The organism is Vermiculatibacterium agrestimuris (genome assembly GCF_943193085.1).
Lineage (GTDB): Bacteria > Bacillota > Clostridia > Oscillospirales > Oscillospiraceae > Vermiculatibacterium > Vermiculatibacterium agrestimuris.
Map to the genome: position 1 here is coordinate 122,849 of NZ_CALPCU010000001.1, position 19,160 is coordinate 142,008.

The following is a 19,160-nucleotide window of genomic DNA, read 5'->3' on the forward strand; positions in this document are numbered from 1 at the left end:
TTGATGAAAGAAAAAGTAAAACAGACGATGGGCGGGTTGCGTAAGTCCGTCCGGGCGGCAGGTGTCGGTCTTTCCACACTTGCCGCCTCTTTTTTCATGTCCGCACCGGCTTATGCGGCTGGTGTGGAGGACAGCCAGATTGTGACGGGCACCGAGCAGTTGATTGGCGACCTGACCACCTGGCTCATGGTCCTGGCCCCGGTGGTGTCCGGCCTGCTTATCATCTACTTCTGCATCCGGCGCGGAATGGCTGACGAGATGGATCAAAAGAAATGGAATAACCGCATTGTGGTGGCCGTGGTGTCCTGCATCGGCGCCGTTCTTGGTTCCGCCACTCTGAACCTGATCCTCGGCTACTATCAGTAAGCCGGGGGCTTTTTCGTAGTACAGGCGATTCCCACGCCTTACTAAATAAATCACTTCATCAATAGGAGGAAAAAATTATGGCTAACTTCATCCGCAACACTCAGGTTAAGGCTATGACTTCCATCTGGACGGCCAAGCAGAAGGCCCGTGAGCTGGCAGGCCGCACGAAGGAGGCGCTGGTAAACCGTGAGGGGCAGGGCACCCTTGATGTGGCGATCACGGTGCTGATCTCCATTGTCCTGGGCGCTCTGATCCTGGCGGGCCTCTACCTCATTGTGGACAGCACTGTGCTGCCGACCATTACCCAGCGCATCAAGGATATGTTCGATTACGCGGGCTGATGTTTGGCGGAACCGGCGGGGCGTTATGCCCCGCCACACTTTTTATCAAGGAGGTTTTCTATGGAGTTCAGAGCGGAGATCAAACGGACGCTGACCGGTCCCGACAAGCTGCGGGCGGTGTGCAGCGTCATCCTGGACGATTGCTTTCTGGTGAAGAATGTCCGGGTGGTGGAGGGTGAAAAGGGGCTGTTCGTGTCCCTGCCCAGCCGCCGGAATGTAAAAGGCGAATGGACGGAACAGTGCTTCCCCATGACGAAGGAGCTGCGGGAGAAGCTGTCCGCCGTGGTGCTGGCCGAGTATGACCGGGCGCTGGCGGAGGGCGGCGGGACGCCTGCCGCCTGACCCGCCCCGTTTTCCATTCATACGACAAGGGGGCGGCCCCGGCCGCCCCCGGAAAGGAGGTGGCCGCTGGTTGGAATATATTTTGGTTCTGCTGATCGTCGCCCTGCTCAACGGAGCCATCGCCTACATTGACGGGCTGATGGAGGGCATTGTGCCGCTGACCCTGTACGCGGAGCAGTATATGTCCACATTGGCTGGTGTTGATCTGTTTGAAGCCCTGTTTGATATTGTGTTTGGCTTTGGCGTATCGCTTATCATCCTGAAATTTCTCAAAAAGGGCTTTGAAACCTATGTGCTGTGGTCTGACGGCGACGCGGATGAAGAACCGATTGCCCTGCTGACCAACTTTTTCAAGGCGATGGCCGTGGCGGTCTGTTTCCCCACCATGTACGGCTGGCTTGCCGGGATCGTGGAGGAAATGAGTAACAAGATGCTGGAGGCCATCGGCCTTGCCACCGCCTACGATTGGGCGGGCTGGGTGTCCGGCATCTCCACACTCGGCCTTGTGACTGCTATCTTTGGGCTGGTGTTCGTTATCGTGTACTTTATCCTCTACTTCCAGTTCCTTATGCGGGGGCTGGAGATTCTGATTTTGCGGGTAGGGATGCCCCTGGCCTGCGTGGGCCTGATCGACAATGACAAGGGCGTGTTCAAGCCCTACATGAGCAAGTTTTTTCAATCGGCCCTTTCGGTGGTTATCCAAATCGCCCTCGCCAAGCTGGGCGTGGGGCTGATGATGAATATGCACATCTTCTGGGGCGTGGCCTGCATGATTCTGGCCGTGCGGACGCCGAAGTTCCTTCAGGACTTCATCATCACGACCGGAGGCGGCGGTGGCGGAGCCATTGTCAACAACGCATACCATTCCGTGCGCCTGGTGCAGATGGTCAGGGGCATGGGAAAGTGAGGTGACGGCGGATGGTGACAATGGACGATCTCTCAAAGGCCATCATCCTGCTGGTGCGTGTGGGCGCTGCGGCGAGGTTTATCTACTGCATGGTGCGGCTGGCTGCCGCCGAGGAACAGGCGGCGCAGTACAAGAAACGCGCCCGCAACACCGTGATCTTCTATGTGATCGCGGAATCCATCTGGCAGATCAAAGACCTGATTTTGTATTACTATTCGTAGGAGGTGCGAATGGACGAGGATTTGAAACTGTATATCCCTCTGGGCGTGAAGCCGGAGGCGGAGCTGTTCACAGGCTTTGGAAAAAAGCAGCTCTTTCAGGCATTGATTGGCTCCCTGGTGATGGGCGGCGCGGCCGCCCTGGTCTGGCTGTTTACCGCCAATGTGACTACCACCGTAGTCCTGGCGCTGACCGGTATCTTTGGCTCGGTGATGATGACCACCAAGGACCAGAGCAATTTGTCCGTGGTGGATCAGGTGCAGAACCTGGTCCGGTTCCTGAGCGGGCAGAAAATCTACCCGTACCGCTACGGGGACGAATGGGGGCTTGAATAATGTACGCAGCCATTCCCGTTTACTATCCGTCGCTGGAAGAAGCCGCCCGAAAGGATGAGGCGGCTCTTTGGTGCGACAGCTATAACATCAACATGGACTGCCGGAATTTCATTCAGGCCAAGGCCATGACCGTCATGAACAGCCGGGAATTGGATTCCTTCATTGGAGAGCTGGTGCGCTTTTATGGCGTGGAGCGGGCAATCTATGTCCTCTCCCGCACCGTCCAGTTTTCCGATTGGGATTCCCGTTTCGATCAGGCGGTGCTTGACCGGGCCGGACAGACCGATTTCCCGGACGCCCGGACGCCGAGGGATGAAAACCATGTTGACCCAACCACCCGGTATGTCACGGAGATTGATCCGTGCGTTGCAAACGCCATCTTTATGAAGCTGATGGAATTGGAGGAAGAACAGGAAGCGATCGCTCAAATGGAGAATGACGGACAGAAAGAGCTTGATGAGGATATGGCGTTAGAAATGTGAGGCTGCCGATGGCGCAGATGACATTCCTTGACTTCTTTTCCGGCATCGGCGGTTTCCGCAAGGGCTTTGAACTGTGCGGGATGCGCTGTGTGGGGCATTGTGAGATCGACAAATATGCCGACCGCAGTTACAGAGCCATTCACGATATAAAGGAGGATGAATGGTATGCGGCGGACATCACAAAAGTCACCCCCGCAGAACTCCCCAGAGCAGACCTGTGGGCAGCGGGATTCCCGTGTCAGGATATTTCGGTCAGCGGCCGTCAGCGAGGGATTAACGGAGCAAGAAGCGGACTCTTTTTTACGCTTGCTGAACTCGTCAAAGGCCAAAGTCCTGAAAATCGACCCACATGGATTGTCCTTGAAAATGTTAAGAATCTCCTGTCCATTCATGGAGGATGGGACTTTGCGGCCGTTCTTGATACGCTGGCCTCACTCGGCTACCATATCGAGTACGGACTTCTCAATACAAAGGATTTCGGCCCCCCTCAAAACAGAGAGCGGGTCTACCTTGTCGCTTGCCGACATCCTGGAGCCGGAGGTGGACCAAAAGTATTTCCTGTCCCAGCGGGCCGTGGAAAAGCTCTTGTCCAACTCATAGGCGGGATGCAGGGCCAGCGGGTGTACGACCCGTCCGGCATCAGCGTCACGATGGCCGCCCAATCCGGCGGCTGGGGCGGAAAGACCGGGCTGTATTTCGTTGACCTCTGTAATGGCAATCCCAAACTGACGAGCCATGCACGGTGCATCAAGACCAAGTATAACAGCGGGATCACCAACCGGGGCGGCGATAACTCCGGCGTGTTCTACGGCTGCCGCGCTGTCGTTACCCCGGAACGGGAAGAAAAAAAGCAGAATGGGCGGCGGATCAAGGAGTGCGGAGAACCGGCCTTCACGCTTACAACACAGGACCGCCACGGCGTTTTCCTTCAGGACTGTGAAAAATGCCCTTACGGTATGCACATCCGGGAGGCCACAAAACAGGGCTACGCGGTTGCCCGCTGCGGGGACAGCGTCAATCTGGCGTTTCCGGACAGCCGGACAAGGCGTGGGCGTGTCGGAAAGGATTGCACCGGCACTCTGGAAACCTCCTGCAATCAGGGGACGCCGTTTGCGGGATGCGGCCTGATTCGAAGGCTGACGCCCCGTGAGTGCTGGCGGCTGCAAGGCTTTACCGATGAAATGTTTGACCGGGCGCGGGCGGTCAACAGCGACAATCAGCTCTACCGGCAGGCGGGAAACTCTGTGACCATTCAAGTGGTCTATGCCGTGGGCAGGCAGATTCTCGCCGCGCAGGAGGCGTTGGAACAGGGGGAATCAAAATGATGTTTCAAAAGGGATGGAACCCGTGGCCCCTAATGATCGGGATAGCGGCCGGACTGACCGCCATTCTTCTTTATTCCGGGCTGTATGCCTGACCGCAGGAGGTGGTTTAACTGGAACAAGAGAAACTGAAAGAGAAGCTGGACGAAGAAATCCATAAGGCGGCCAGACCGCTGGAGGAACTGGCGCCCGACGATCCCTATTTTGCACGGATTCAGGGGATGCTTGCCATCAAAAGTGAATTGGAGAACATCCCCCTGAGTGATACGCAGCGGGATATGCTTTTGGCGATGGACAATGTACTGGAACAGGCGTGGACTTTCCGAAATACACCCGTCCCGGACCGCTGTATGGACCCGGAGAACATCAGCGAGGTAGTCTATTACTTCCTCCAGGACAAGGGCGCCGGGTATCGGGCGGATCTTCTCTACAATCGGGCCAAGGCGGAATTTGACGCCCGCATGGAGGAGATCGCCGCTCTGCCGCCCAAAGAGATTTTGGGGTGCGCTTATGAGAAAGTGATAAAAGAGGAATTTCTATGCCAGATGGAAGATGAATTACCTGAAGATACGGTAAATGTCCTCTTGACCTATCCGCAGCCATTGGCGGTTCTTTTCAGTGAGTGGATGGATAACGATTACTCTTTTTTAGACTGTATTGTAGATACGATGCAGGATACGGTACAGCGCCGGGAAAAAGAGCTTCGCTCCTGTCAGTTTCATGTGAATGGGGAACCGCCGCAGGAGCTGAAGGATTACTATGAACTCTATGGAGAAGAACTGAATAATCCCGATTTAGAGCCTGCCGGGGAGGTTGAGCGGTGACGCCGCTCATGGTCAAGGGCACTCTGTTCGGCCTGCTGCTCCTGTCCGCCGCTGTGTGGGATATGCGAAACCGGGAGATCCCAAACCTGATCCCGATCCTGCTCTTTCTGTGTGGGCTGATCGGGTTCCGCCCTGCCGCGTCTGCGGCGGGGCTGCTTCTGGTAGGCGGCCCTTTCCTGCTGGCGGCGGTTCTGATAAAACGGGACGGGTTTGCCATTGGCGGCGGGGATGTGAAGCTGATGGGGGCCTGCGGATTTGTCCTGGGCGTGTGGCCGGGGCTGGTACAGGCCGTCCTTTCCCTCTCGCTGGCGGTGCTGGCCGGGATGGTGGAATGCCGTGTGCAAAAACGGCCGCTGTCTGCGGTGCGCCTGCCCCTGGCCCCCTTTTTCTGCTTCGGCGGTGTGGCCGCCTACTGGCTGACTGCTTTTGTATTTCAAATCTAAACGAGTGGAGGTATCAAGTTGAACAAGAATATTTTTCGGAGCCGGACGGTCATCGGCGCGGTGTGCATCCTGCTGGCAGTCCTGGTCTGCTTTGGAATCACGCCGCTTTTCAACGAGGGACTGAAAGCCCAGACGGAGGCCGTCCGGGTAAAAGCCGAGGTGATTCCACGGGGGACATACATCACGGCGGACATGGTGGAGGTCTACACCAGAGGGGCCTCCGGCATGGAGGACAGTATCGCCACCTCGCTGGATGAGGTGGTGGGAAGATACACCTATGTGGAGCTGCGGAAAAATACCGATGTGAACACGGCGTGGCTGTCCTCTGAGCCATTGACGCAGTACGAGTACCTGACCCGACTGAACGGTTCCAAGGTAGCGATCTCCGTCACCATCCCCACCTTTGCCAAGGGTGGTTCCGGTAAGGTGGAGGCGGGCGATATTATCATGCTCTTTGCCACCGACAAGGACACCGGCGAAACCACCCAGCCCCCGGAGCTGAAATATGTGGAGGTCCTGGCCGCCACCCAGAGTTCCGGCGCGGACAAGGAATATCAGGCACCGGTGGAAAATGAGGAAGAAGAAAACCCGGAGGAAACCCTGCCCGCCACCATCACCCTGCTGGTGAACAGCGAACAGGCCCAGCTCTTAGCTCATTTGGAGGAATCCAACAGCCTCCACTTGGCCTTTGTCTACCGGGGCGCCCGCGCCAATGCCGAAAAGTTCCTGGCGGCGCAGGACGCCTTCTTTGCCGAGCCGGAGGCCGGGGACGAGAGCAGCCAGCCGGAGGCCCCTGTTGACGGTGAGCAGCCCGCAGAGAGTACAGAGGAACAGGAGGTGGAAACAACGGATGGCGAATAAGCAGAAACAGATGCTTGCCGTATGGGGCAGCCCCGGCGCCGGAAAGACGGTCACGGCGGTCAAGCTGGCGGCAGAGCTTGCCAAGCGGAAGAAAAATGTGGTGCTGGTGTTTACCGACCTTACCGCGCCCCCGCTTCCGGCTGTGGCTGCGGAGGGGAAGCTGCCGGAGGTGTCCGTGGGCGAACTGCTGTCCGCTCCCGGCATGACGCAGGAGCAGGTATTGAAAACCTGTGTCCCCTGTGAAAAGCACCCCTATATCAGCTTTCTGGGCTACAAGGCTGGGGAAAATGTGTTTACCTACGCAGAGTACAGCAAGGAAAAGGCGGTGGATATGCTGGTGCTTCTGCGGCATATCGCGGACTATGTGATCGTGGACTGCACCAGTGTCCTGACCGGGAATGTGCTGGCAACGGCGGCGCTGGAGGTGGCGGACGATGTGCTGCGTGTATGCGGGTGCGACCTGAAAGCGATCTCCTATTTTGCGTCCTACCTCCCGCTGATCGAGGACCGGAAATTCAAGCCGGAGCAGCACATCCGGGCGCTGTCCAACACCCGGCCCTATCAGGGCGGTATGGAATACGAAAATTCATTTGGCGGGGTGAAGTACCGGCTGCCTTACCTTCCCATTGTGGAGGAACAGGCGGCCACGCTGAAGCTGCTGGAACCGCTTGCCGGGAAAGAGGCAAAGAGCTACGAGCCGGTCATCGCTGCCATCGCTGCGGAGGTGTTCGGGGATGGCAAATAACATCGGCCTTTTTTTCAACACCAGCAAAAACACGCGCTCATTCGCGGAGGTGCTGGCACAGGTGCAGGAGTACCTTGCCAGCAAGTATTCCACCCTGATAACCGACAACCCGGAGGAACAGCGCCAGCAGATCACCGCCTACATCGCCAAGTATCTCAATGATTACAGCCTGGGCGTAGAGGGCATGGATCACGAGGCCCTGATCGACAAGCTCTATACGGAAATGGCCGAGTTCTCCTTCCTGACTCCTTACCTCTTTGCCAGCGATGTGGAAGAGATCAACATCAACTCCTGGAAGGACACCAAGATCACCTATGCGGATGGGCGCGTGGTCCCCTCCAAGGAGCGGTTCCAAAGTCCTCAGCACGCCGTGGATGTGGTCCGCAGGCTGCTTCATAAATCCGGGATGATCCTGGACAACAGCCAGCCGGGAGTGGTGGGCCATCTCTCCAATAAAATCCGTATCACGGTTCTGGGCAATCCGCTGACCGACAAGGACAAGGGCGTGGCGGCTTCCATCCGAATCGTAAACCCCAAAAAGCTGGGGCGGGATGATTTTGTCCGCTATGGGACGGCCACCGCCGAAATGCTGGATTTCCTGGCGGCGGTGCTGCGGTTCGGCCTGTCCATTTGCGTCACCGGCTCCACCGGCAGCGGCAAGACCACGCTGATGAGCTGGATTCTCTCTACCATTCCCAATGAAAAGAGAATCTTCACCATTGAAAACGGGTGCCGGGAGTTTGATCTGGTGAAGGAGGACGCCGAGGGGAATGTCCTCAACAATGTAGTCCACACCGTCACCCGTTTTTCCGATGACCCCAAGCAGAACTACGATCAGGAGCGGCTTTTGGAGTTTGCCCTGACCTGCGACCCGGATGTGGTGTGCGTGGGCGAGATGAAGTCGGCGGAAGCGTTTGCGGCGCAGGAGGCGGCCCGCACCGGCCACGCGGTCATTACCACCACCCATGCCAATAGCTGCAAGGCCACCTACTACCGCATGGTGACGCTGTGTACCCAGAAATACGATATGGGCGACAAGACCCTGTATAACCTGGTGACGGAGGCGTTTCCCATTGTCCTCTTTGTGAAGAAGCTGGAGGACAACAGCCGCAGGGTGATGGAAATTACTGAATGTGAGATTTTGGAGGACGGTACACGGCAGCTCCACACCCTCTACCGCTACCATGTATCGGAAACCGCCGTGGAGGACGGCAAGATAAAAGTGCGCGGTGAATTTCAAAAGGTGTCCACGATCTCGGCAAGCCTGCAAAAGCGGCTGCTGGAGAATGGGATGCCGCCCCGCCTGCTGGAGCAGATCGCCGGTGGGCGGATGGATATAAACGATGGGAAGGAGGAAACCGCTTGATTGTACTGATTCTGCTGGCCTTTGCCGGTATGCTGGCCGGCATTTTCCTGCTGCTGAACATGACGCCCTTTGAGTTTGCGGAGGACTTGACGAAATCCTTTGCCAGCCGGGAGCCGCCGATCTCCAAGAAGATCGGGCAGCTCAACCACCCCAGAGGGGCCAAGGGCATCCAAAAGACGGTGCGGGAAGCCAAGGAAATGATGATCCTGACCGGCAGGGGCGGCAAGTTTGCCGCCCTCTGCGCCCTTTCCCTGTTCCTGGCGGCTATGGGCGCGGTGATCTGCATTGTGATTCAAAACTATTTCATGCTGCCGGTTCTGGCGGCGGGCATGGGGCTGATCCCGTTCTGGTATGTCCTGTTCACCTCCCACAGCTATAAAAAGCTGATGAACAACGAGATTGAAACCGGGCTGTCCATCATCACCAGCTCCTATCTGCGCAGCGAGAGCATCATCACCGCCATAGAGGAAAACATCCACTACCTGAACCCGCCTGTTGCCGATGTGTTCCGGGGCTTTTTAGCGGAAACCGGCATGATAAGCGCAGATGTGAAGCAGGCCCTCTCCAACATGAAGCCCAAGCTGGACAACTACATCTTCCGGGAATGGGTGGACGCCGCCATCGCCTGTCAGGATGATAAGAGCCTGAAAAGCACGCTCACCCCCATCATCGGCAAGCTGTCCGATATGCGGATCGTGGCGGCGGAGCTGGACTACCTGATGTACGAGCCGTTCAAGGAGTTCATCACGATGGCCTTCCTGCTGGTGGGCAACATCCCTCTGCTCTACTTCCTGAACAAAGACTGGTACAATGTGCTGGTGAACACGGGCTTCGGCAAAGGCATCCTGGCGGTGTGTCTGCTGGTGCTGCTCATTTCCTTTGCGGCGGTCATCCGGCTGACAAAGCCAGTGGAGTATAAAAGATAAGTGGAACTATCTACTCCAAAATCAGGTGGGATATTTCCACTATTTTGAGTTTGCGGAAATGAAGGAACCTGATATTTCCAATTCAAAGCGCAAAAAGCCATTTTTACTCACCCTTCCGGTGAGTATTTTTTCATTGGGAGGTGAGCATCGCGGAGATCATTCCAATCAGTTTGCGAGAGGCAAACCGCTTTATTGAAAAGCACCACCGCCACAGCGGGCGCGCACAGGGCTGTAAATTTTGTGTGGCGCTCTCCGATGAGTCAGGGGTACTTCATGGCGTTGCCGTTGTGGGGCGGTCGATCTCCCGGTATCTGGACGATGGACGGACGGCCGAGGTGACACGGCTCTGCACGGACGGCACATTCAACGGGTGCAGTTTCCTCTATGGCTTGCGCGCCGGGCCTCCGGGGCGGCGGGAGCTGGAATGTACCGGGCCGCCCCCGGACGGAGAGCCGGAACACCGGCCCGAAACGAATGTATTACAAGGAATTGAGGTGAAACAGGTTGTATTTGATTTTACTATGCTTCGGAACACTCTTTGGCCTGGGAGCGTTCTTTTTACTGGCCGGACTTCTCCGGCTGCCCACTTCCGCCAGCACAAAGGCCGTGTTGACCGTCACAAATCGGGGAAAGGCGAAAAAGAACAGCATGAACGCCATCCTGTTCGACATGGCGGCAAAGGCCGCGCCTCTGGTTCGGCTGGACGCCTATAAACGGCGCAAGCTGGAGGCCCAGCTTAAATCCGCCGAAATTCAAATGTCCCCGGAAACCTATGTGGCGGCAGCCTGGGTCAAGGCTGGCCTGATTGGACTGCTGGTGATCCCGGCCCTGCTGATTTTCCCTATTCTGGCGCCGGTGATCCTCTTTCTGGCGGTGGCTGTTTTTTTCAAGGAGCAGAAACGGGCGGATGAGATCGTCCAGCAGCGGCGGGAAGAAATTGAAACGGAGCTGCCCCGTTTTGTCAATACCGTGGAGCAGGAGCTTCGTTCCTCCCGTGATGTACTGAATATCCTGAAAGCCTACCAGCACAACGCCGGTCACGCCATGAAGCGGGAGCTGGAGATCACGATTGCGGATATGGCCTCCGGCAACGAGGAAAACGCCCTGACGCGCTGGGAGAGCCGGATCGGAAGCACCATGCTCTCCGATGTGGTGCGCGGGCTGATCTCCGTCAAGCGCGGCGACAACGGCATTATGTACTTCCAAATGCTCTCCATGACCTTCAAGCAGCTTGAACTCCAAAAGCTGAAGCTGGAGGCCATGAAGCAGCCGGGAAAAATGCGGAAGTATTCCTTTATGCTCCTGGGCTGCTTCCTGCTGATGTATCTGGGCGTTCTGGGCTATGTGGTCCTGGAAGCCTTTGGAGATTTGTTCTGATGAAGGGAGGTAGCTGTTTGAGGCGGCTGCTGAAAGAAAAACGCGGGGAGGGCTTTGTGGATGTGTGCGTCCTTGTCCTGTCCGTTGCGCTTGTTCTGGCGCTGGTGGTCCGCATCGCCCCGGTGTTTGTGGCGAAACAAAACCTGGATGTGTTTGCGGATGAGCTGGTGCGGACAGCGGAGATCAATGGGCGGGTCGGTTCCGCCACCAACGCGAAAGCGGCGGATCTCCGGGAGGAAACAGGGCTTGACCCGGATATTTCATGGAGCGACACCGGCAAAATCCAGCTCGGCAACGAGGTGACGGTGACGCTTACCACCACCGTTAATCTCGGCCTGTTCGGGGAGTTTGCGTCCTTCCCGGTCACACTCACCGCACGGGCCACAGGAGCCTCGGAGGTGTATTGGAAATGAACAGGCTGAAAACAGTTTTGAAAGACAGGTCCGGGCAGGGCACGCCCATGATTCTGGCGGTGGTGGTCTGCTGCCTGATTTTGGCCTGCGTGGTGTTTGAATATATGCGGCTGATGATTGTGGCGCAGGGCGTCCGGGATTCTGTTCAATCCGCTATCGTAGCGGTGGCAACGGAAAATTGGGATGAAGCCTACCCCGGCCTGCGGGAAGGGTATTCGGGAGGCTACCAGCTTTCCGGTTCGTCCTGGACAAAGAATGTCACTACCGGGAATGTGTATGACCGGCTGCAACAGGTGTTGGGCCTGGTGTACGAGGATGGGCGGTATCTGAAATACGCGGGGCCGGATTTGGAATATCGCTTTTATGATCTGCGCATGGAACTGGAAAACGCCCCGTTTGCACCCTCCGCGCCGGAGGGAATCACGCAGCTCAATGTGACGGGAACGGTCACGGTGGAGGTGCCCCTTTCCTTTGGGTTCGGCCATCTGCCGCCCATGCAGATCACCATGAAGCTCAACGCCAAATATGTTCCCCGGTTTTAGATTTTGTCTATTTCTGCCTGGCGGTTTCCCATAGCGCAAAAAAATGTTTGTGTGTTCTTCCACCTGGACTCCGGTATTGTGCAACTGATATAATGAGGGCAGAGGAACACATTGATTTTTTGATATAATTTCACCTTAAAAGGAGGATTCCAGATGAACGAAAAAAATAAAAAACTGCTTGCCATCGTCGGTGTGGCGGCGGTGCTGCTGATCGTGATCGGTGTTTCTGTGTCCATGCTCGGCAAAAGCAGTCAGCCGTCCGGGACGGACCCGGCCGCCGCCCCTACGGATGTTACCACGGAGGATGTGAGCCAGCCCCCGGAGGAAGAAACCACGACGCCCACAGTGGAGGTCCCCGATGTTTCCGCGCCGGAAAACACCCCTGCGCAGGAACAGGCTGATCCTGTCCTGGATGTGGAGCAGGAGGATCAGGTGGATGTTGATTTGACCGACAGTGAGAGAAAGCCGGAAACCACTCCGCCGCCCGCACCGTCCCCGGAGGAACAGCAGGCGGCCAGCGAGAACGATGAGCCGATTGTTTCCGATCCCGCTGCCAATCAGCCCCAGAACGGCGATACGCAGAACGGCTCTATTTACATTGAGGGCTTCGGCTGGATTCCTGACGAGGGCGGCAGTTCTGTGCAGCACAATATTGATTCAGATGGAGATATAAATAAGCAAGTCGGCATCATGGGATGACCCTTGGCACAGGAGTGCGGCATTTCTGCCGTACTCTTTTTATGCTCTTTTTCAAAAATCAGCAGACTGGAGGTGCGCTTTTGAAACGGATTTTTGCCTTCTTTTTGAGCTTTTTGCTTATTCTGGGCATTTGCCCGATGAGCGCCCTGGCCGACACCGGAGGCAGCGGGAATGTGGACGGCGGTGGCGGCAGCATGGGACAGGGGACCTCGCAGAACTCATGGAACCCCGGCATGGATGGCGTAAGGATTACCGTTGTGGACGCAGAATCCGGCCAGCCGGTTTCTACTCCCTTCGACCTGACAAACAAAAATCCTACGATTAAAATTCATTTTGGAAAGATCAGCAAAATCCAATACAGCAGAGGGACGGGCATTTCCCCCACCACAGGAAATTACGATTATTATACGCCTGCACAGGCTATGCCCCGCATTATCAGCAGCGGCAGTACCAAGGCAAATATTGAGGCCATCAAGAAATATTTTTGTTCTGAGTATGCGGTCGAGCTGGTGGCGCAGCAGACAGGGATCAACTATGATGAACTGATTGGCGGCGAGTATAAGTTGCTTTTGGAGCCAATGGCCTACTTCAAGCACAATGGAGTTATGTACGCCATGACCGCCCATGAAGCGGCCCTCTACGACAACCAGACGGGCGGCGCCCTGCGCAGGACCATGACGAGCCTGACCCATAAAAACCTCCCGCTGGCGATGTACCTTGAATATTCGGATTTAGGCTTTGCGGCCTATTCCGGTCCCGCGAACAAGACCTGTTCCAATGATACTATCATCGCCTACCTGGGCATGGGCATTGTCCGGTTTGAGGAACAGCCCCCGGAGCAGCCGGAACCCACCGACTATGACTACGAATACCGGGTGGACACCGATGTGATAACGCCGGTGACGCTCTATGCCGGTTCTGAGATCAACCCGGACGGCCCCGCCACTGTGACCTTTACCATCAAGGGCAGCACCTACCGCATGAGAAATATCGTCATCCCGGAGGGGGACAGTCAGCTTGCGTGGGTGAAGTGGCATACCCCGTCCGAACCGCAGGATATTACCATCACAGTACGCACAAACCGGGGGACTCTGAGCCAGACTACCATCAAGGCAAAAGTGGTTGATCTTTCCGGCAACGACCCGCCGGACCCGAAGGCCACCGACACCGCAGGAAGCTGGCGGTCTAGCGGCGTTCCCAGCCGGGAGGAAAAGTCCTACGCCGCATGGAGCGTGTGGTGGGCACAGTGGCACCCGTATTGGGTGTGGCACAGCACCGGCGATGATGATGGATATTGGGTGGATGAGGGCTGGTATGATTTCTTCCGGGACAACTATTCCGCCTCCATGACCGCCACCACGAGGATTGAACCGGATGAGAAGGTGCCTACGGCAGCCGGGAATACCATGAAATCCGGCTACGGCGTGAGCAACACCGTCACCGCCACAGTCAGCACATCGGCGCCCATGTCCCACTACACCTACGGCCAGACGGCGGTTTCCTATTTCCCCGAATTTAACTATACGACCTACTGGCGCCTGCTGGACCGGCTCTCCAGCGGAAGAACAGCACGGTTCCAGTTTGCCGAAAATATTTACAGCACCTACAAGCAGCGGGTCCATTTTTCGCCGGTGTGGTTCCCCGATGGGAGCTATACAGTCAATACCCATGTGATGGACATTTGGACCCCGGCAGGGATGCTCTGCGCCAATCTCACTGATTCTGTGACCATCAGCGGCTCCCTCTACGATGACTGGCATATCGCGCCGGGGAACCCATGATGAGAAAGGGAAAAAAGATGAACAGCAATAGAGAAATCAAAGTGATGATATTTGAGCCGGGAAAGGAACCCTATACCGCTGTGCTGGAGGATTCCCTGGAACACCATCAGACCCTTGTCGGCGGCGAGATCGAATGTATCTCCCTGCCCCACGAAACCGTCTTGTGCTGTAACGCCGCTGGCAAATGGCTGGGCCTGCCTGTAAATCGCCAGTTAGGGAATGATACGCTTCACGGGACATTCTTTCTCTATGGCGACACCCCGGAGGGGCATGGCGTATCGCTGACCGAAGAACAAATCGCCTGTTTCCGGGACTACTTCACAGGGCCACGGCCTTCCGCCGTGACCTTTGAGGTGCGGTCAGCAAAAGATGCGGAGGAATTTCTGCGGCTGATGTTCGGGGGCCGGAAAGGTGGTGGTTCAAAATGAGCAAGATGTTTTCTGTTGTGACCCTGGCCTCTGATTCCGGCCTGCTGGAAGAATACTACGCTCCCGGAAGCCCGGACTGTGCGGAGGATCTCCTGGAGGATGAAATCATCCGGGATGATTTGAGAAGCCTGCCGAAAAGCGACCGGGTTTATGCGGAAGTGGGAACCTACCTCTACGGGGAAGGTGAAACAGAACGAGCCAGCGAAGAAGAACTGGCCTATTTCAGCAAAAACTTTGAAGAACTGTATGCTTCTGTTCAAGTGGACTGGGTCGGCGGGCACAGTTTTGGATTTGCGGTTGAGGATGTGTTGCCGGACTATACTGATGAGCCGGAACCAGAACTGGAGGACGAGGATGATTTGGAACTGTAAACTGCGGCAAGGAAAGCGAGGTTGATAGGTTGCTGCTGCCGATCATTATGATTTTGGTATGCGTACTGCTGGGAGGCGGTACGCTTCTTTTTTTGAAATTTTCAGAAAGGCGCAAGAAAGCCAAGAGCAGGGATAAGGAAGAACTGGCGCAGATGACGGCCAATGAGTTTGTCAATGTCAAGGATATTCGCGGGAGCTTCCTTTACACCCGTGACGGCATGGCGCTGGCGTACCTGAAAATATTTCCCATCAGCACGGAGCTGTTCAGCAAGAATGAAAAGCGGCTGATCGCCAAGCAGCTCACGGTCAGCCTGTCCAGCGGCCAATATCCGTTTCAGCTTTTGGCGGTTTCCCGCCCGGTGGATATTTCTCCCCTGATGGCGGAACTGTCCTCTACCCTCACAGCTTCCTCCAATATCAAGCAAAAGGAGCTGCTGAAGCATGAGATCGTGGAGATGGGCGGGTTTGCCCTCTCCGGCGAGGTGGTGGAACGGCAGTTTTACATCAAAATCTGGGACAAGGCGGTTGATGGTGTAGAGCGGGAGCTGCTGCAAAAGCTGAAATATCTGTCCGGTTATTTTGCCGACTGCGGTATCCAGACCGAGATTCTGGAGCAGCAGGATATTGTACGGCTGTGCAATCTGGTGAACAACCCGGCCTATGTCCATTTGGAGGACGCCGGGTTTGAAGCGGCGATCCCGATTTTAGAAAGTGTAGGTGTTGTGTAAGAATGAAGCACACCCGGCAGGATTTGAACATCATGCAGGGTTGGAGCCTCGAAGAAAAGATCAAAGTATCGCAGATGAAAATATTGGAATGGTACAGGGCGTACAGCGGGCAGGTCTTTACCAGCTTTTCCGGCGGTAAGGATTCCACGGTACTCCTTGATTTGGCACGGCAGGTCTGCCCGGATATTCCCGCCGTGTATGTGGACACGGGGCTGGAATACCCCGAACTGCGCGATTTTGTAAAAACGAAAGACAATGTGATTTGGCTTCGCCCACGCTATCCGTTTACGCAGATCATTGAGAAATACGGCTATCCGGTCATTTCCAAGGAAGTGTCCGATGCCGTCAGCGGCGCACGGAAAGGCCAGCCTTACCGTTTGGCTCGCCTGAACGGTGAATTGCTGGATAAGAACGGAAAGAAGTCGATCTACAACTGTGAGAAATACAAGTATCTTCTGGACGCCCCCTTTGCGGTTTCAGCCCGGTGCTGTTACCACATGAAAAAGGCCCCGCTGAACAAGTTTGAACGGCAGTCCGGGCGGCATCCCATTACGGGAGTGCTGGCCTGTGAGAGTAAGCTGCGGGAGCAGTCTTACCTTAAATTTGGCTGCAACGGCTATGAACGCAGGCGTCCCCTCAGCCAGCCCCTTGCGTTCTGGCGGGAGGAAGATATTTTGCTCTACCTGAAAATGACCGGCATCCCCTATGCGCCCATCTATGGGGATATTGTGGAGGTCAAAAAGAGGAACGGCGCCCCGACTCTGAAAACCACCGGCGTTTCCAGATCGGGGTGCATGTATTGTATGTACGGCGTTCATCTGGAGCATGAGCCGAATCGGTTTCAGCTCATGGAGAAAACCCATCCCCAGCAGTACCACTACTGCATCCATGAGCTGGAGCTGGGCGCTGTCTTAGATTATATCGGTGTGCCGTACTCGTGCCGCTGATTTGGAGGTGTATCATTGTTAGGAACCAAGAAGAAGGAAGAAACGCTCCCTGTCAATGAAGCGTTGCTGAATGTCATTACCCCGATGGGGCTGGAAATCAAGCGGAACAGCCTGGTCATCGGTGAAAATATGGGAAAGGTCTATGGGGCGGTCCGCTATCCGCAAAAAGTGGAGATGGGCTGGCTCTCCAAAATCACGAACATCCCCAGCACCATTGTATCGGTGGGGATCACCCCGATTGATAACAGCACCCTGATCTCCGCCCTCTCCAAGAGCATTGTCCAGCAGCGGGGCGCCGCCGACAGCGCCAAAGACCCGCTGACCCGTCAGCGGGCGGAAAAAGCCGCCGAGGACGGGGAGCATATCATGCAGAAGATCGACCAGGAGGGCGAAACCGTCGCCATGATGTCGCTCACGGTGATGCCGGTGGCGCAGGACGAGGCGGCCTTCTCCAAAATCTGCCGCCGTGTGGAGAGCGCGTTCAGCGTTCAGAAATGCAAGGTCCGCACCCTCGCCAATCTGCAAAAGGAGGGGTTTCAGAGCATTTCGCCCACCTATCCCGCCAACGGGACGGTGGACAGTATTGTTTCCCGCATTATCCCCATGAGTACCTTTGTGGGCGGATTCCCCTTTGCAAGCTCCGGTTACAGCGATGGCCGGGGCTATTATTTTGCCAAGGACAGCAGCGGCGGGCTGGTGATCCTGGACCCTTGGACACGCGGGAACGACCGCACCAACAGCAGCTTCGTTGTCATGGGCGTGGCCGGTATCGGCAAAAGCACCGTGGTCAAGCACATCATGCTGTCGGAGTATATGAAAGGGACCAAAATCCTCTGTATCGACCCGGAATCCGAATACAAGGATATGTGCCGGAACCTGGGCGGGAACTGGCTGAACGCAGGCGGCGGGCGTAACGGCCGCTCCAATCTTTTGCAGATCAGACCGGCGCCCCGTGACGATGAGGACGAAACCGACAAGCTCTATACGGATGAGGGAAATGGAATGTCCGATATGGCGCTCCATATCAAAACGCTGGAGATCATCTTCTCCCTGTATCTGCCGAGCCTGAGCGATATGCAGAAGGCCGTCCTGAAGCAGACGGTTATTGAACTATATAACCAGTTCGGCATCTTCTGGGACACAGATATTCGCCAGCTCAAAGCGACAGATTTCCCCATCATGGAAGATCTCCACAGCCTGATTGAAAAGAAAGCCGAGGCCAATCCAGACAATCCGGTATTCCGTGACCTTGCCATGCTGCTGTATGACGCCGCCAAGGGCAGCGACAGCTTCCTTTGGAACGGGCACAGCACACTGGAGGCAGACTCCCATTTTGTCTGCCTGGATACCCACAGCCTGCAAAACGCAGCGGACAATATCAAGCGGACGCAGTATTTCAATCTGCTGACCTGGTGCTGGGAGCAGATGAGCAACAATCGTGGGGAGCGTGTGCTTCTGGTATGCGACGAGGCATACCTGATGATCGACCCGCAGGTGCCGCAATCCCTGGCCTTCCTGCGGAATGTGGAGAAGCGGTCCAGAAAATATGAGTCCGCCCTGGCGATCATCTCTCATTCGGTGGTGGATTTCCTGGCGCCGGAGATCAAGATGTACGGGCAGGCACTTTTGGATATTCCCTGCTACAAAATCCTGATGGGCTGCGACGGCAAAAACCTTCAGGAAACAACTGACCTCTACAACCTGACGGACGCCGAGCAGGAGTTATTGGAGAGCAAGCGCCGGGGACACGCCCTGTTCCTGGTCGGCTCCAAGCGGCTTCATGTCAATTTTGAGATTCCGGCCTACAAGTTTGCCTACATGGGCAAGGCGGGCGGCCGGTAACACTCTGGCGACTGGGATGTACCCAGCCGCCGTACTTATTCCCGAAATTATGGAGGTGTTTTTATGAACCATGCGGAACGGTATGAATCATTGATAACCAAGCTGTCCTCGATGCGCTGTCGGGGCGGAGAGCTGGACTGTTCCTATCAGGCGGCCCTCTACCTGATGGCATCCCACCCGGCTCTTGCCGAAAAGGTGGAGCGGTATTTTTCGCCGGACGGGATTGACTTTGGCGCCCTGATGAAGAAAGAAGAATTTGACTATGACTGGATGAAGCTGACGGCAGATGCGGCCCGCAACCTCTTTTCCTGGAACAGCAAGTGCGCCGCCACGCCCTTTGAGATTTCCCGGATGCCCGCCCCGGCCATCCAAACTCTTTATACTTCCTTCTTTATTGCAAACGGGGATTATGCGGTTTCCGTGCGTGAGAATGAGGATGGGAAAAAGGAGTTTGTGATGGATGACAGTGCCGGGCGGGAACGGGAAAAAATCCGCCAGCAGTTTGACCGGATGCTGGCGGACATAGGCGCGGAAATGGGCTGATTGGAGGTGT

Annotated in this window: 26 protein-coding genes; all 26 read left to right on the top strand. The window is 56.0% G+C overall.

Features of this window, described 5'->3' with window-relative positions:
* Window positions 1-3 precede the first annotated feature (3 nt).
* The 26 genes from NFR87_RS00575 (at window position 4) to NFR87_RS00695 (ending at window position 19,150) form a co-directional block, all read left to right on the top strand.
* A complete protein-coding gene (locus NFR87_RS00575; RefSeq protein WP_055271749.1) occupies window positions 4-366 on the top strand; it encodes an Mbov_0395 family pilin-like conjugal transfer protein in 363 nt (120 codons plus the stop codon).
* Between the two features lie 77 nt (window positions 367-443).
* Window positions 444-707 (top strand): DUF6133 family protein, encoded by a 264-nt coding sequence (locus tag NFR87_RS00580; RefSeq protein ID WP_065533973.1) that lies wholly within the window; start codon window positions 444-446, stop codon window positions 705-707.
* Window positions 708-767: 60 nt separating this feature from the next.
* On the top strand, window positions 768-1,049 hold the full coding sequence (locus NFR87_RS00585; protein WP_065533974.1) for a SpoVG family protein: 282 nt from the start codon (window positions 768-770) through the stop codon (window positions 1,047-1,049).
* Between the two features lie 70 nt (window positions 1,050-1,119).
* Window positions 1,120-1,956 (top strand): conjugal transfer protein TrbL family protein, encoded by an 837-nt coding sequence (locus NFR87_RS00590; protein WP_065533975.1) that lies wholly within the window; start codon window positions 1,120-1,122, stop codon window positions 1,954-1,956.
* Between the two features lie 11 nt (window positions 1,957-1,967).
* The gene (locus tag NFR87_RS00595) at window positions 1,968-2,177 is read left to right on the top strand and encodes a hypothetical protein (protein WP_009260013.1); all 210 of its coding nucleotides are present in this window, start codon (window positions 1,968-1,970) and stop codon (window positions 2,175-2,177) included.
* 9 nt (window positions 2,178-2,186) lie between these two features.
* The gene (locus tag NFR87_RS00600; RefSeq protein WP_009260012.1) at window positions 2,187-2,510 is read left to right on the top strand and encodes a hypothetical protein; all 324 of its coding nucleotides are present in this window, start codon (window positions 2,187-2,189) and stop codon (window positions 2,508-2,510) included.
* Window positions 2,510-2,992: a DUF3849 domain-containing protein gene (locus NFR87_RS00605; RefSeq protein WP_009260011.1), complete on the top strand. Its 483-nt coding sequence runs from the start codon at window positions 2,510-2,512 to the stop codon at window positions 2,990-2,992. Before NFR87_RS00600 ends, NFR87_RS00605 begins: the two co-directional genes overlap by 1 nt.
* Window positions 2,993-3,000: 8 nt before the next feature.
* Entirely contained in the window at window positions 3,001-4,317 is a 1,317-nt protein-coding gene (locus tag NFR87_RS00610; RefSeq protein ID WP_009260010.1) for a DNA cytosine methyltransferase, read from the top strand.
* A 287-nt stretch (window positions 4,318-4,604) separates the two neighbouring features.
* Entirely contained in the window at window positions 4,605-5,138 is a 534-nt protein-coding gene (locus NFR87_RS00615; protein ID WP_251445148.1) for a DUF3848 domain-containing protein, read from the top strand.
* Entirely contained in the window at window positions 5,135-5,581 is a 447-nt protein-coding gene (locus NFR87_RS00620; RefSeq protein WP_055271721.1) for a prepilin peptidase, read from the top strand. Before NFR87_RS00615 ends, NFR87_RS00620 begins: the two co-directional genes overlap by 4 nt.
* 18 nt (window positions 5,582-5,599) lie before the next feature.
* Window positions 5,600-6,442: a Flp pilus assembly protein CpaB gene (cpaB, locus tag NFR87_RS00625; protein WP_065533976.1), complete on the top strand. Its 843-nt coding sequence runs from the start codon at window positions 5,600-5,602 to the stop codon at window positions 6,440-6,442.
* Window positions 6,432-7,187 carry an AAA family ATPase gene (locus NFR87_RS00630; protein WP_065533977.1) on the top strand — a complete coding sequence of 252 codons (756 nt, stop codon included), beginning with the start codon at window positions 6,432-6,434 and terminating at the stop codon, window positions 7,185-7,187. Before cpaB ends, NFR87_RS00630 begins: the two co-directional genes overlap by 11 nt.
* Window positions 7,177-8,553, top strand: coding sequence for an ATPase, T2SS/T4P/T4SS family (locus tag NFR87_RS00635; protein ID WP_055271715.1), 1,377 nt, complete (start codon window positions 7,177-7,179; stop codon window positions 8,551-8,553). Before NFR87_RS00630 ends, NFR87_RS00635 begins: the two co-directional genes overlap by 11 nt.
* Window positions 8,550-9,479, top strand: coding sequence for a type II secretion system F family protein (locus NFR87_RS00640; protein WP_055271713.1), 930 nt, complete (start codon window positions 8,550-8,552; stop codon window positions 9,477-9,479). The genes NFR87_RS00635 and NFR87_RS00640 overlap by 4 nt, the downstream gene beginning before the upstream one ends.
* A gap of 140 nt (window positions 9,480-9,619) precedes the next feature.
* Window positions 9,620-10,192, top strand: coding sequence for an XF1762 family protein (locus NFR87_RS10495; RefSeq protein WP_390368592.1), 573 nt, complete (start codon window positions 9,620-9,622; stop codon window positions 10,190-10,192).
* Window positions 10,128-10,856, top strand: a complete 729-nt coding sequence (locus NFR87_RS00645) for a secretion protein F (protein WP_243425254.1) — start codon at window positions 10,128-10,130, stop codon at window positions 10,854-10,856. The genes NFR87_RS10495 and NFR87_RS00645 overlap by 65 nt, the downstream gene beginning before the upstream one ends.
* Window positions 10,856-11,269, top strand: a complete 414-nt coding sequence (locus tag NFR87_RS00650; RefSeq protein WP_055271709.1) for a DUF4320 family protein — start codon at window positions 10,856-10,858, stop codon at window positions 11,267-11,269. Before NFR87_RS00645 ends, NFR87_RS00650 begins: the two co-directional genes overlap by 1 nt.
* A complete protein-coding gene (locus NFR87_RS00655) occupies window positions 11,266-11,811 on the top strand; it encodes a hypothetical protein (RefSeq protein ID WP_009259999.1) in 546 nt (181 codons plus the stop codon). The genes NFR87_RS00650 and NFR87_RS00655 overlap by 4 nt, the downstream gene beginning before the upstream one ends.
* A 153-nt stretch (window positions 11,812-11,964) precedes the next feature.
* Entirely contained in the window at window positions 11,965-12,510 is a 546-nt protein-coding gene (locus tag NFR87_RS00660) for a DUF6550 family protein (RefSeq protein ID WP_065533978.1), read from the top strand.
* Between the two features lie 41 nt (window positions 12,511-12,551).
* Complete coding sequence (locus tag NFR87_RS00665) at window positions 12,552-14,291, top strand: DUF8193 domain-containing protein (RefSeq protein WP_196033221.1); 1,740 nt, start codon at window positions 12,552-12,554, stop codon at window positions 14,289-14,291.
* Complete coding sequence (locus NFR87_RS00670; protein ID WP_236940201.1) at window positions 14,291-14,719, top strand: DUF3846 domain-containing protein; 429 nt, start codon at window positions 14,291-14,293, stop codon at window positions 14,717-14,719. Before NFR87_RS00665 ends, NFR87_RS00670 begins: the two co-directional genes overlap by 1 nt.
* Complete coding sequence (locus NFR87_RS00675; protein WP_055271787.1) at window positions 14,716-15,090, top strand: hypothetical protein; 375 nt, start codon at window positions 14,716-14,718, stop codon at window positions 15,088-15,090. The genes NFR87_RS00670 and NFR87_RS00675 overlap by 4 nt, the downstream gene beginning before the upstream one ends.
* Before the next feature lie 92 nt (window positions 15,091-15,182).
* Window positions 15,183-15,818, top strand: coding sequence for a hypothetical protein (locus NFR87_RS00680; protein ID WP_334265767.1), 636 nt, complete (start codon window positions 15,183-15,185; stop codon window positions 15,816-15,818).
* A gap of 2 nt (window positions 15,819-15,820) precedes the next feature.
* A complete protein-coding gene (locus NFR87_RS00685; RefSeq protein ID WP_055271785.1) occupies window positions 15,821-16,765 on the top strand; it encodes a phosphoadenosine phosphosulfate reductase family protein in 945 nt (314 codons plus the stop codon).
* Window positions 16,766-16,780: 15 nt separating this feature from the next.
* Window positions 16,781-18,607, top strand: a complete 1,827-nt coding sequence (locus NFR87_RS00690) for a VirB4 family type IV secretion system protein (protein WP_055271783.1) — start codon at window positions 16,781-16,783, stop codon at window positions 18,605-18,607.
* 63 nt (window positions 18,608-18,670) lie between these two features.
* Window positions 18,671-19,150, top strand: coding sequence for a hypothetical protein (locus tag NFR87_RS00695; protein ID WP_055271780.1), 480 nt, complete (start codon window positions 18,671-18,673; stop codon window positions 19,148-19,150).
* Window positions 19,151-19,160 lie beyond the last annotated feature (10 nt).